Annotated in this window: 13 protein-coding genes; 8 read left to right on the top strand and 5 right to left on the bottom strand. The window is 74.2% G+C overall.

Annotated features, from left to right (window positions below; genetic code table 11):
* Window positions 1-100 precede the first annotated feature (100 nt).
* From E1293_RS15590 to E1293_RS15580, 4 genes are all read right to left on the bottom strand, one after another.
* Window positions 101-940 (bottom strand): DUF4253 domain-containing protein, encoded by an 840-nt coding sequence (locus E1293_RS15590; RefSeq protein ID WP_132198113.1) that lies wholly within the window; start codon window positions 938-940, stop codon window positions 101-103.
* A 111-nt stretch (window positions 941-1,051) separates the two neighbouring features.
* Window positions 1,052-1,222, bottom strand: a complete 171-nt coding sequence (locus E1293_RS47430) for a hypothetical protein (RefSeq protein WP_165978236.1) — start codon at window positions 1,220-1,222, stop codon at window positions 1,052-1,054.
* Window positions 1,223-1,236: 14 nt separating this feature from the next.
* Entirely contained in the window at window positions 1,237-3,663 is a 2,427-nt protein-coding gene (locus E1293_RS15585) for an FtsX-like permease family protein (protein ID WP_132198112.1), read from the bottom strand.
* On the bottom strand, window positions 3,660-4,391 hold the full coding sequence (locus tag E1293_RS15580; protein WP_132198111.1) for an ABC transporter ATP-binding protein: 732 nt from the start codon (window positions 4,389-4,391) through the stop codon (window positions 3,660-3,662). Before E1293_RS15580 ends, E1293_RS15585 begins: the two co-directional genes overlap by 4 nt.
* A gap of 172 nt (window positions 4,392-4,563) precedes the next feature.
* On the opposite strand from E1293_RS15580, the gene E1293_RS15575 reads away from it, so the two are divergent.
* The 3 genes from E1293_RS15575 to E1293_RS15565 are packed head-to-tail and all read left to right on the top strand — an operon-like array spanning window position 4,564 to window position 6,850.
* Entirely contained in the window at window positions 4,564-5,784 is a 1,221-nt protein-coding gene (locus E1293_RS15575) for a sensor histidine kinase (protein ID WP_132198110.1), read from the top strand.
* Window positions 5,772-6,410: a LuxR C-terminal-related transcriptional regulator gene (locus E1293_RS15570; protein WP_132198109.1), complete on the top strand. Its 639-nt coding sequence runs from the start codon at window positions 5,772-5,774 to the stop codon at window positions 6,408-6,410. The genes E1293_RS15575 and E1293_RS15570 overlap by 13 nt, the downstream gene beginning before the upstream one ends.
* Window positions 6,411-6,424: 14 nt before the next feature.
* Window positions 6,425-6,850, top strand: coding sequence for an NUDIX domain-containing protein (locus tag E1293_RS15565; protein WP_243716247.1), 426 nt, complete (start codon window positions 6,425-6,427; stop codon window positions 6,848-6,850).
* On the opposite strand, the gene E1293_RS15560 is transcribed toward E1293_RS15565, so the two are convergent.
* A complete protein-coding gene (locus tag E1293_RS15560) occupies window positions 6,847-8,181 on the bottom strand; it encodes an aminotransferase class I/II-fold pyridoxal phosphate-dependent enzyme (RefSeq protein WP_207938875.1) in 1,335 nt (444 codons plus the stop codon). The genes E1293_RS15565 and E1293_RS15560 overlap by 4 nt on opposite strands.
* Window positions 8,182-8,312: 131 nt before the next feature.
* Between E1293_RS15560 and E1293_RS15555 the strand changes: the two genes are divergently transcribed.
* The 5 genes from E1293_RS15555 to E1293_RS15535 are packed head-to-tail and all read left to right on the top strand — an operon-like array spanning window position 8,313 to window position 12,714.
* Entirely contained in the window at window positions 8,313-9,251 is a 939-nt protein-coding gene (locus E1293_RS15555) for a periplasmic binding family protein (RefSeq protein ID WP_132198106.1), read from the top strand.
* Window positions 9,248-10,057, top strand: a complete 810-nt coding sequence (locus tag E1293_RS15550) for a nitrilase-related carbon-nitrogen hydrolase (RefSeq protein ID WP_132198105.1) — start codon at window positions 9,248-9,250, stop codon at window positions 10,055-10,057. The genes E1293_RS15555 and E1293_RS15550 overlap by 4 nt, the downstream gene beginning before the upstream one ends.
* Complete coding sequence (locus E1293_RS15545; protein WP_132198104.1) at window positions 10,054-10,995, top strand: ABC transporter substrate-binding protein; 942 nt, start codon at window positions 10,054-10,056, stop codon at window positions 10,993-10,995. Before E1293_RS15550 ends, E1293_RS15545 begins: the two co-directional genes overlap by 4 nt.
* Window positions 10,996-11,002: 7 nt before the next feature.
* Window positions 11,003-11,941 (top strand): amino acid ABC transporter permease, encoded by a 939-nt coding sequence (locus E1293_RS15540; RefSeq protein ID WP_132198103.1) that lies wholly within the window; start codon window positions 11,003-11,005, stop codon window positions 11,939-11,941.
* A complete protein-coding gene (locus E1293_RS15535; RefSeq protein WP_279473152.1) occupies window positions 11,938-12,714 on the top strand; it encodes an amino acid ABC transporter ATP-binding protein in 777 nt (258 codons plus the stop codon). Before E1293_RS15540 ends, E1293_RS15535 begins: the two co-directional genes overlap by 4 nt.
* Window positions 12,715-12,812: the final 98 nt, after the last annotated feature.

Genomic DNA, 12,812 nt, shown 5'->3' with positions numbered 1-12,812 from the left:
CCCGGTGCTCACCCGCCCCACCGTAACCGCAGGACAGGCTCCCGCCCTGGTCGATGACCTGGACCTTTACGAGGGATGACCACTTTTTTGGCGTTGCGGGTCAGTCCCACCAGAACGACCAGTTGGTCTTGGCGCGGATCTCCTCCGCGTACCCGGCGAGGGTGCCGGGGCCCTGGAAGAGGATGTCGGGGCAGAACGCCCAGTGCTCGGCCGCGACGTGCACGGCGTGCCGGGTCGTGACGGGCGGCGCGGCGACGCTGAGCTCCAGCGTGTTGAAGCCGAGCCCGACGACGCGGGCGCCGAACCGCTCCTCCCAGCTGCGCAGGACGGCGGAGAGCGGCGCCGTCCACTCGTTGTGGTTGAGGGCGCCCTGCCAGCCGACGGCGGCGAGCACGTCGGCGCCGCGGTCCACCGGGACGAGGCCGAGCGACATGCCGCGGGCGGCGAGGGCGCGCGCGTGCCGGTCGGACATGGCGCCGGCGTCGTCGACCTGGACGCCCGCGGGGGCCGGTCCGGGGCAGTGCCGCCCGAAGGGGGCGAGGTCGCCGTGGTCCTCGTCGGCCGCCTGGTCGGCCCAGTCCGCCCACACCTCGTACATGAACGCGTGGGGGTGGTAGTTGGCGACCTCGGCGACCGGCTCGGGCGCGATCTGGCCGGCCGCCCAGGGCTGGTCGGTCTCGTCCATCAGCAGCGGCCACAGGCCCGAGCGCCCGTGCTCGGCGCGGACCCTCGTCCACAGCTCGCCGCTCACGGGCTCGTCGCTCAGCCAGAACGCGGGCCGCATGAGGAGCTGCCGCTGCGGATACCCGGGGTCGGGCCACACCAGGTCCCCGCCGGGCAGCGGCACCGACAGCGTCCGGCCGGCGTCGCCGGCGGGGTCGCCGCCGTCGAACAGCTGCGGCAGGTCGCCCGGCAGGTGCCGGACCTCCACATCATCCATTTCACGCCGTTCCGGTACAGAGCATGCCAGTGGCGATCGTAACGGCGAGGAGGCCGCCCGGGGGACGAGCCGTGCGGTTCGGTCGCCCCGGGCGGCCGGCCCGGATGTGGATCAGTGCTCGCGGCGGCCCCGGAGCAGGTAGTCGATCAGCACGGCGACGACTCCGGCGCCGGTCGCCGCGCTGACGGCGATCTGCAGCCCGCCGTCGCCGAGGACCACGTTGGAGATGACGTTCACGGCGAGCAGGATGCCGGCCACGGTCCAGCGGGTGGAGTTGCTCATGATGGTGCCGCCTTTCAGGACGGGGTGGGGGAGGTGCGCCGGCGCAGGACGGCCCGCACCGGGAGGAGGATCGCGGCGCTGCCGGAGCCCGCCACGCCGAGCAGGATCGCCGCGCAGGTCAGCGGCGGGACCGAGGGCAGCGGCAGGCCGGTGACGGCCGCCGCGAACGCCAGCAGTGTCACGGCGGCGATGAGCGCTCCGGCGGCGACGCCGGTGCCGAGCACGATCGCGGCCTCCAGCCGCAGCATGCGCAGCACCTGGCGGCGCGTCGCGCCGACGAGCCGCAGCAGGGCGAACTCGCGGCGCCGCGCCGCGGTCGCCAGCGCGAGCGTCGTGGCGAGCCCGATGACGATGAACCCGGTGATCGCGGCGACGATCAGGTGGCTCGCGAAGCCCTGCAGCCTGATCTCCCGTGAGAGGTCCGCCTGGTAGGCGCCCGGGGAGACGACCCGGGTTCCGGCGTAGGCGGCGGTGACGGCGCCCAGATCCGCGTGTCCGCGGACCAGGATGTGGTCGTCGAGCGGTGAAGAGGAGTGCGCCGCGACCAGGTCGCGGGGGAGCAGTACGTCGCCGAAGCCGAGCCCGCGGTCGTAGATCGCCACCACGCGGGCGTCGACGCGCGTCCCGTCGCCGAGCCACAGCGGTGCCGTGTCCCCGGTGTCCAGGCCGCCGGCGACGTCCCTGCTGAGCGCGACGGTGCCGCCGCGCAGGTCGCCGAGCCGGCCGGCGGAGACGTCCGGGTCCAGGGTCGCGGCGGCGTCCGGGCCGATCCCGCGGGCGTTCAGCGAACGGAGGTCCTGCTCGCCCAGCTCCTTGACCGGCATGACGACGGTGGTGCGCTTGACCGGCGTCGCGGCCATCACGCCGGGGACGCGCCGCACCGCGTCCGCGACGCCCCGCGGGAGGCCGGGCCCGGCCGCCACGACGATCTGGTCGGCGCGTGTCCCGTCCGCCGCCTGCACCCGCGTCGCGTGGACGACGGTCGACTGCGCGAACAGCTGGACGCCCGCGAACGCGACGGCCAGCGCGACCGGCGTGATCAGCGACCCGGCGCGGAGCGCGGCGGCGCCGGCCGCGTGCTGGGCCATCCGGCCGGCGACCGGCGAGACGGTCCGGGCGGCGCGGCCGAGCACCCGGTTCCCGGCCCGCGCCACCAGCGGACCGAGGAACGCCGTCGCGACGATCAGCGAGATGACGAGGCCGCCGATCGAGGCGTTCGCGGTGGGGCCCGTGGCGCCGGCCGAGAACCCGAGCGCGTTGAGCCCGATGATGAGGAACACGACACCGGTGACGACGCGCCAGCGGGGCAGCCCGGCGGGCTCGGCGGCGGCCTCGCCCAGCGCCTCGACCGGCCGGATCCGCGACACCCGCAGCGAGGCGAGGAGCGCCGTCGCGGTCGCGGCGAGCAGCGTGACCGCCGCCGCGGCCAGCGCGGGCAGCGGGCTGAGCGACAGCCCGAAACCGTCCGGCAGGACGCCCTCGCGGATCATCGCGGCGTGCATCGCGGCGCCGAGCGCGAGGGACAGGACGCCGCCGGTCAGCGCGGCCGGCGCCCCGACCCGCAGCGTCTCCCGCACCAGCCGCCCGCGCACCTGCCCGGGCGTCGCGCCGACCGCGCGGAGCAGTGCGAACTCGCGCGCCCGCTCCCGCACCGACAGGACGATCAGGCCGCCGACGACCACCAGGGCGGTCATCACGGCGATGCCGCCGAAGGACGCCGACAGCTCGACGATGTCGGGACGCGCGGCGGCGACGGCCGGATCCTCGGCATCACCGCGTGCCGCCCCGGTCGCCACGGTGAGCCCGGGCGCTGCTTCGCGGAGCGCGTCCTCGTCCGGGTCGCCGAGCACTGCCAGGGCGTCCGCCCGGCCGGGATGCCCGCTCATGGCGGCGGCCGTCGCCGTGGTGAAGAACGCCGTGGCGGGGCCGTCCGCGACCAGCCCGGAGACCCGGTACGGCCGGGGCGTGCCGTCGGCCTGCACCCGGACCACCGTCCCCGGCTCGGCGCCGGTGGAGCGGCTCAGCACCACCTCGTCCGGTGCCTGCGGGGCCCGGCCCGCGCTGAGCTTGTAGGGACGCAGAGCGGCCGACTCCCACCCGTGTCCCGTCACGGGCCGGCCAGAGGAGAGCAGGACGGGGAACGACACGTCCGCCACCACGTCCGAGACGCCCGGTACGGCCCGGAGCCGAGCGGCCGCCGCGACCGGGACGGGAGCGCGCTCGGTCAGCGGCCGGCTCTGCTTCTCCGGCTCCTCACCGAGGCGCTTCACCCGGCTCTCGACGCTCTGCGGGCCGGTCACCACCGCCGCGGCGGCGCCGGACCGCTCGACCGGCGCGTGCGCCCGCAGCGCCGACTCCAGCAGCACCCCGCACGCCCCGACCAGCACCGCCGCGAACGCCAGCGCCACGAAGATCCCGGCGGAGATCCCCCTGCTCTTCACAGCGTCTCCCAGCGGGCCATGACGGCCGAGGCGGTCGGCGCGGCCAGCTCGTCCACGATCCGGCCGCGGCTGAGGAACACCACCGAGTCGGCCCACGCGGCGGCCATCGGGTCGTGGGTGACCAGGACGATCGTCTGCCCGGTCAGGTCGGCGGCCTCGCGCAGCATCCGCAGGACGCCGCGGGCGGTGCGCGGATCGAGCGCCCCGGTCGGCTCGTCGGCGAACACGACCTCCGGGCGGGTGATCAGCGCGCGGGCGAGCGCCGCGCGCTGCTGCTGCCCGCCCGACAGCTCGGACGGCCGGTGCGTCCGGCGGTCCGCGAGCCCGACCCGCCCGATCACCTCCGCCAGCCAGGCCGGGTCGGCCTCGGTACCGCCGAGCCGCAGCGGGAGCGTGATGTTCTGCTCGACGTCCATCGACGGGATCAGGTTGAACGCCTGGAACACGAAACCGATGCGCTCCCGGCGCAGCCGCGTCCGCTTCGCCTCGGCCAGCGGGCCGAGGTCGACACCCCCGACCCGGACGGTGCCCTCGGTCGGGCGGTCCAGCCCGGACGCGCAGTGCAGGAACGTGCTCTTGCCCGACCCGGACGGCCCCATCACCGCGGTGAACCCGCCGCGCGGGACCGCCCAGGTGATGCCGTCCAGCGCGCGCACCGCGCCGTAGGTCTTGGTGACCGCGTCCAGGCCGACCGCCTCGGTGGTCGCCTGGGCCGTCATCGTCGTCATGGTTCCCCTCCGCGCAATGCCGCCTCTCACCTGGACGAATCTAGGTTTCGGAGGGGGCGGGCACATCAGCGCGAACTCCCGGATCGGTGGTGTAGCCCGCTACACCACCGATCCGGGTGCACGCCCGGGTGCGCGGTGCGCAGGCGTCCCATACGGTGTGCTTCGAGGTGACATGAAACGGGCATTGAGGCGCAGCGCGGACGCGACCGGGGAACTGGCCGGTGCCCTCCGCACGGGCCTGCCCGCGATGGCCGGGCTCGTCCCGCTGACGGCCGGGCTGGTGCTGATCGTCATCGCGCTGCCGTGGCTGCCGTCCGCGGTGAGACCGCTGCGCGCCCTCGCGAACGCCGAGCGGCGCCGCGCCGGACGCGTCCTGGGCCGCGACATCCCCGAGCCGTACCGGCCGTCCGGGAGCGGGGGCCTGGACGAGGCGCGCCGCCTGCTGCGGTCGCCGTCCACCTGGCGGGACGCGGCCTGGATGGCGGTGCACGGGCTCACCGGGCTGCAGGCCGCGGTGATCGCCGTGGCGGTGTGGCCGGCGATCCCCTTCACGCTGTCGCTGCCGCTGTGGTGGTGGGCGGCGCCGGACGGCTCCCAGTCGGCGTTCATCACGCTCGACAGCTGGCCGAAGGCGCTGACGATGCCGTTCCTCCAGGGCGCCTTCGACCTCGCCGTCCTGCTGTGGCTGGTGCCGCGGCTCGTCCGCTGGCAGGCCCGGCTCGCCGAGGTCCTGCTGAGCCCGACCCGCCGGACGAGCCTCGCCGAGCGGGTCGAGACGCTGACCGAGACGCGGGCCGAGGCCCTGGAGGCGCACGGCGCCGAACTGCGCCGCATCGAGCGCGACCTGCACGACGGCACGCAGGCCCAGCTGGTCGCCGCCGCGCTGCGGCTCGGGCTCGCCGACCGCCGCTTCGACGGCGACCCGGACGCGGCCAGGACCCTGTTCCTGGAGGCCAGGGAGGGCATCGAGGAGGCCCTCACGCAGCTGCGGACGGTGATCCGCGGCATCTACCCGCCGATCCTGTCCGACCGGGGCCTGGCCGGGGCGCTGCGCGCGCTCGCCGCCGGGCAGCCGATCCCCGTCGAGCTGGACGTCGGGGACGGCCGGGCGCCCGCCGCCGTCGAGGCCGCCGCCTACTTCGTCGTCGCCGAGGCCCTCACCAACGTCGCCAAGCACAGCGGCGCGCGGCACGGCCGGGTCACGGTCCGCCGCGAACCCGCCCGGTTGACGATCAGCGTGCGCGATGATGGCAAGGGCGGGGCCGACCCGGACCGCGGCAGCGGCCTCGCGGGCATCCGCCGCCGGGTGGCGGCGCTCGACGGGACGACCCGCCTCGACAGCCCCGACGGGGGAGGGACGACGCTCGAGGTGGAGCTGCCGTGCGGATCGTGATCGCGGAGGACAACGCCCTGCTCCGCGAGGGCCTCGTCATGCTGCTCGAATCCGACGGCCACGAGGTCGTCGCGGCCGCCTCCGCCGGCCCGGACGTGCTGCCCGCGCTGCTGGAGCACCGCCCCGACGCCGCCGTCCTCGACGTCCGGCTGCCGCCCGGGTTCCGGGACGAGGGGCTCCGCGCGGCCATCGAGGCGCGCAAGCGGATCCCCGGCCTGCCGCTGCTCGTGCTGTCGCAGTACGTCGAGGAGACCTACGCCGCCGAGCTGCTGGCCGGCGGCGCCGAGGGCATCGGCTACCTGCTCAAGGACCGGGTCGGCCGGGTCGGCGAGTTCCTGGACGCCCTGTCCCGCGTCGCCGCGGGCGGCACCGCCCTCGACCCCGAGGTCGTCTCCCAGCTGATGACGTCCCGGCAGGACCCGCTCCAGGCGCTCACGCCGCGCGAGCGCGAGGTCCTCGGGCTGATGGCGCAGGGCCTCGGCAACGCCACGATCGCGACCGCGCTCGTCATCACGGAGCGGTCGGTCAGCAAGCACATCGGCGCCGTGTTCGCCAAGCTCGGCCTGCCGCCCACCGACGGCGGGCACCGCCGGGTCCTCGCCGTCCTCGCCTACCTGAACTCGTGAGGGTCCGCCGGGCCGTGCGCGCACTCCTCCTGGACGGCGGCGCCCTCGTCCTGCTGCGCCGCACCCGGCCGGGGCGCCCGGTCTACTGGACGACCCCGGGCGGCAAGATCGAGCCCACCGACGCGGGCCCCGAAGCGGCGCTGCGCCGGGAGCTGGACGAGGAGCTCGGCGCGACCGCCGGGCCCGTCCGGCAGGTCTTCGCGTGCGCCGAGCAGAGCGCGGAGCTGCATCGGCTGAACACCTTCTACGTGTGCCGCCTGGAGACGATGGACCTGTCCCGGCGCCACGGCCCCGAGTTCGAGGACCCCGCCAACGGCCGCTACGACGTCGACCTCGTCCCGTGCACGCCCGCGGGGCTGGCGCCCATCGACCTCATGCCCGCGATGCTCGCCGCCTACCTGCGCGACCACGCGGGCGACCTCGCCGGGCTCGTCCCCTAGCGGGGGCGGGCGGCCAGCGCGATCAGGTCGGCCAGCTCCGGGAGGGGGAACGGGGTGTCGTGCAGCCGGCTCGTCGCGATCCGCAGGTGCGGGCCGGACGGGACGATCTGGTAACGGCTTCCCGGTGCGGCGGCGACGCCGTGCGCGGCCAGGGTGACCAGGGCTTCGGACTCGTCCGCGACGGGGACCCACAGCATCATGCCGTCCCGGTTGCCCGTCGGGACGCCTCGTTCGGCGAGCGCGGCGGCCAGTCCGTCGCGGCGCTCGGTGTAGGTGCGGCGGGCGTGCGCGACGAGCTCGCCGGTTGCCGCGTCGGCCAGCAGGTGCGCGAGGGCGTCCTGCAGGATGCGGCTCGTCCAGCCGGTGCCGAAGCTGCGCAGCACCCGGACCCGCTCGACCGGCTCCGCCGCGCCCCCGAGCACGGCGATGCGCAGGTCGGGGCCGTGCGATTTGGAGTACGAGCGGACGAGGACGGTGCGGTCCGGCAGGTGCGTCCCGACGCTGACGACGGGTGAGGTGGACACCTCGCCGGTCCCGTCGTCCTCGATCACGAGGGTGCCCGCGGGGGCCAGGAGCGCGGCGAGCGCGGCGGCGCGGCCGGGGGTCAGCGCGTGCCCGCGGGGCGTCTGGGCGCGGGGCTGGTAGACGAACGCGGCGGGCTTGGACGCGAGCGCCTCGGCGAGCGCCTCCGGCAGCGGGCCCTCGGCGTCGCAGGCGACCGGGACGATCTCCGCGCCCTGCGCCTCCAGGATGTCCAGCAGGCGGGCGCCGGTCGGGTCCTCGACGGCGATCCGGTCGCCGGGGACGGCGACGGTCTGGCAGACGAGCTGGACGCCCTCGTAGCCGCCGCCGGCGGTCAGCAGGCCGGGGGCGGGGAACGGCCAGCCCGGCTCGACCGCGGCGCGCAGCGCGGGCGTGATCGTCTCGCGGGTGTAGTCGTTCAGGTTCGCGGTCCGCGCGCCGGCCGCGAGCGCCGCGTCCAGCGGCGGCAGCAGCGCCGGGTCGGGCGCGGCGACGGCGAGGTCGATCGCGAGCCGGGTGCCGAACTCCCCGATCCGCTCGTACCGGGCCGGGTGCGGGACGTTCGGCGGGCCGATCACCACGGTGCCGCGGCGCCGCTGCGCGCTGACGACCCGGTGCCGGCGCAGCGTCGTCCAGGCGTCGGCGACGGTGCCGGGGCTCACGCCCAGCTCGGCCGCGAGGCCGCGGACGGTCGGCAGCCGGGTGCCCGCCGGGAGCTCCCCGCTGCGGATCAGGTTCGTCAGCGCGGCGGCGATGCCCCGGGCCGTGCGGTCGCCGATGCGCTCGGCCAGCCATGCCGCGTCGGTCACGTCTTCCTCCGGCAAAACTTTGTGCAGTAACAAAAGGTCCATTGTACGGGCTACAAACAGACCCTAGAGTCGGGGTCCGTCGGGCCCACAAGTGCCGGCAAACCCCCTTTCACTTGCGGAAATGGAGCATTGTGCCGATTCCACGGATTCGCCTGGCGGTGCGGGACTGGGACCATCTCGTCCCGCTGCTGACCGGCCGGGCCGGTGCCCGCGGGGCGGCCCTGGAGATCGAGACCCGGCACCTCACCCCGGACGTCCTCGCCGAGCCGGGACTGGACGGCGGCGAGACGTCCTTCAGCCGGTACGCCCTCGGGCGCTCCGGCGGCGACGACCGGCTCGTCGGGCTGCCCGTCTTCCTGATGCGCGGATTCCGGCAGCGCTGCGTGCTCGTCCGCCGCGACAGCCCGCTCACCTCGCCGGGAGAGCTGGCGGGCGCCACGATCGGGCTCACCGGCTGGCCCGACTCCGGCAACACCTGGACGCGGGCGCTGCTGCGCGCCGAGGGCGTCGACCTGTCCGCCGTCCAGTGGCGGGTCGGCCCCCTCGCGGCCGGCGAGACGGGCAAGGACCGCGTCGGCCCCCATCCGCTGCCCGGCAACGTGCGGGTCGCGGAGACGTCGCTCATCGAGGGGCTCGCCGACGGGACGTTCGACGCGGTCTTCACGCCGTTCATGCCGCCGGAGATGTTCACCGCCCGCGGCCGGTTCCGCCACCTGTACGGGGACTACCGCTCCGCCGAGGCCGCCTACTACGGCCGGACGGGGTTCGTCCCCGGCATCCACCTCCTCGCCCTCAAGCGCGAGGTCGTGGACGAGCACCCCTGGCTCCCCGAGGCCGTCCAGGACGCCTGCGAGGAGTCCAAGCGGATGTGGCTGGAGCGGCGCCGGCTGCTCGCCGACACCACGCCCTGGCTGCTGGACGAGCTGGAGACGCAGGCGCGGATCTTCGGACCCGACTGGATGCCCTACGGGACCGAGGCCAACGCCGCCATGACCACCGCGTTCTGCGCGGAACTGCACGAGCAGGGCATCGCGCACCGTCCGATCAAGGCCGAGGAGCTCTTCGCATGAGGATCGCCGTGGGCCAGTTCGCCTCCACCGAGGACTGGCAGACCAACCTCAAGACCTGCATGACGCTGATCGACGAGGCCGTCGAGGGCGGCGCCGACCTGCTGGTGCTGCCCGAGGACTCCCTCGCCCTGTTCATCGACGAGCCGGCACGGATCGCCGAGGCCGCGCAGCCGCTGGACGGCCCGTTCGTCACCGGCCTGCGGGCTCATACCGAGGGCTCGCGCACGACGGTCGTCGCGGGCGTCCACGAACCGGCCGGGGACGGCAAGGTCTTCAACACCCTCGTCGCCGTCCGGGACGGCGAGATCGCCGCCGCCTACCGCAAGGTCCACCTGTACGACGCGTTCGGGGCGCGGGAGTCGGACCGGGTGACGCCCGGCGACGGCGAGCCCGTCGTGTTCGACTGCGCCGGCTGGCGGGTCGGCCTCATGACCTGCTACGACGTAAGATTCCCGGAAATGGCCAGGCTGCTGGTCGACGCGGGCGCGGACGTGCTCGCCGTGCCGGCGGCCTGGGTGCGCGGCCCCGCCAAGGAATGGCACTGGGAGGTCATGGTGACCGCCCGGGCGCTGGAGAACACCTGCTACGTCGCGGCCTCCGGCGAATGCGGCCGCCGCAACATCGGATCGAGCATGGTCGTCGACCCGCTCGGCATCGTCCGCGACCGGCTGGCCGACCGGCCCGGCTTGCTGTGGGCCATCGCCGGCCGGGACGAACTGGCGGACGCCCGCGGGCGGCTGCCCGTGCTCGCCAACCGCCGGTTCCGGGTCGACCCGTCCATCCGTCCGGCAGAGGAGTCCGCATGAGACGCGCCATCGCCGCCCTGTCGGCGGCGGCCCTGCTCGCGGGAGCGGCCGCGTGCGGGGAGAACCCGCCGGAGGCCGAGGGCATCCTGAACGGCAAGTCGTCGCAGGGCGTCGACGAGGCCGGCCTGCGCCAGACCCTCGACCACAAGCTGCACGACCGGCTGCCCGCCAAGAACCGGTCGTCCGGCAAGCTGATCTCGGTCAACAACGGGTCGTTCCCGCCCTACGAGATCGCCGGGTCGGACGGCCGGTCGCTGAGCGGCGCGTCCGCGGACCTGTCCACCGCGCTCAGCCAGCTCCTCGGCGTCAAGATCGAGCACGTCACCGTGGACGGGCTGCCCAGCCTGCTGACGGGGATCAAGGCCGACCGGTACGACTTCGCGATGGGCCCGGTCGGCGACTTCCCGGAGCGCGAGGCCGCCAACGACTTCGTCGACTGGGTCCGCGAGTTCGTCGTGTTCGCCGTGATGAAGGGCAACCCGAAGCACATCAACTCGATCGCCGACACCTGCGGGACGAAGATCTCGGTGATGGCGGGCGGGTCCGCCGAGGACGTCGTCAAGACGCAGTCGGGCACGTGCGTCCAGCAGGGCAAGCCCGCCGTCGAGGTGCAGTCCTACAAGGACCAGCCGACCGCGATCCTCGCCGTCCGGTCGCACCGGGCGGACGGGTTCTTCTCCTCGCAGGCGCCGCTCAGCTACTTCGTGAAGCAGTCGGGCGACGACCTCGAACTCGCCGGGACGGGCAAGCCCAACGGGTTCGACGACCTGTACCAGGGCTCGGTGGTCGCCCAGGACTCGCCGCTGCGCGACATCCTCCTCGAAGGGTTCCGCAAGCTCATCGAGAACGGCACCTACAAGAAGGTCATGACCAAGTGGGGCCTGACCTCCAACATGCTCGACAAGCCGGGTGTGAACCTGGCGCCCAGAGAGGGGTGAACCGGACGTGACCCTGACCAAGGAGCATCCTCGCGGCACCGTCGGCGACGTCGACGTGGCCGGTGCCGCGCACGTCCGGCACCCGCTGCGCTGGGTCGCCTCGCTCATCGTGCTCGTGCTGGCCGCCCAGTTCACCCACCTGCTGTGGACGAACGACAACTTCCAGTGGGACATCGTCGGCCGCTACATGAACGCCTCGATCATCGGCGACGGCATCGCCATCACGATCGAGCTGACCGTCATCGCGATGGCGGTCGGGATCGCGGGCGGCGTCATGCTCGCCGTCGGGCGGCTGTCGGACAACCCCCTGCTGCGCACCGCCTGCGGGTTGTACGTGTGGTTCTTCCGCGGCGTCCCCGTGCTGGTGCAGCTCGTCATCTGGTACAACCTGTCGGCGCTGATGCCGCGGCTGTCGGTCGGCATCCCGTTCGGGCCGGAGTTCCTGCACGGCGACACCAACCACCTGATCACCCCGCTGATCGCCGCCATCCTCGGCCTCGGCCTGAACGAGGCCGCCTACATGGCGGAGATCATCCGCGGCGGGCTGCTCGCCGTCGACCCCGGCCAGACCGAGGCGGCGCAGGCCCTCGGCATGGGCGGCGGCCGCACGTTCCGGCGGATCGTGCTGCCGCAGGCGATGCGGTTCATCATCCCGCCGACCGGCAGCCAGGTCATCAACATGCTGAAGGCGACCTCGCTGGTCAGCGTGATCGCGCTCGCCGACCTGCTCTACACCGTCCAGTCGATCTACAACCGGACGTTCCAGACCATCCCGCTGCTGCTCACCGCCTGCCTCTGGTACCTGGTGATCACCTCGATCCTGTACGTCGGGCAGTCGTTCATCGAGCACCACTACTCGCGCGGCGCGACCCGCAACGCCCGGCAGGGCTTCTGGGACTTCGTCCTGATGCGCCGCCGCCGTCCCGCCCCGGAGGTGTCGCCATGACCCAGACGACCGCGGTCCCGATGGTGCGGGCGCGGAGCGTCCGCAAGACGTTCGGGCACCTCGAGGTGCTGAAGGGCGTCGACCTGGACGTCACCCCCGGCGAGGTCGTGGTGGTGCTCGGGCCGTCCGGGTCGGGCAAGTCGACGTTCCTGCGCTGCGTGAACCACCTGGAGACGATCGACGGCGGCTCCGTCCACGTCGACGGCGAGCTGATCGGCTTCACCGCGTCCGGCGGCAAGGTTCGGCACCTGCGCAAGCGCGACATCACCCGGCAGCGCCGCGAGATCGGCATGGTGTTCCAGCAGTTCAATCTGTTCCCGCACCTGACCGTGCTGCAGAACGTCGTCGAGGCGCCCACCGGCGTGCGCGGCGAGTCCCGCGCCGAGGCCCGCGCGCGGGCCGGCGACCTGCTCGCCAAGGTGGGCCTCGCCGACAAGGCGGACGCCTACCCGCGGCACCTGTCCGGCGGCCAGCAGCAGCGCGTCGCGATCGCCCGCGCCCTCGCCATGCGTCCGAAGCTGATGCTGTTCGACGAGCCGACCTCCGCCCTGGACCCCGAGCTGGTCGGCGACGTCCTGGACACCATGAAGACCCTCGCCGAGGAGGGCCTCACCATGATCGTCGTCACCCACGAGATCGGCTTCGCCCGCGAGGTCGCCGACCGCGTCGTCTTCATGGACGCCGGCGTGATCGTCGAGACCGGCCGCCCCGCGGACATCCTGGACGCCCCCAAGAACGAACGCACCAAGGCCTTCCTCAGCAAGGTCCTCTAGCCCCGGCCCCCCTATGACGGGAGTGTGATAGCGCGAGACCGGACGGGTATTTGATCATTCGGCCGGTGCGCGGGACGCTGCGGGGGGATGGGGAGGGG

This window comes from Actinomadura darangshiensis (genome assembly GCF_004349235.1).
Taxonomy (GTDB): Bacteria; Actinomycetota; Actinomycetes; order Streptosporangiales; family Streptosporangiaceae; genus Spirillospora; species Spirillospora darangshiensis.
This window is presented reverse-complemented; position numbering and strand designations above follow the sequence as displayed.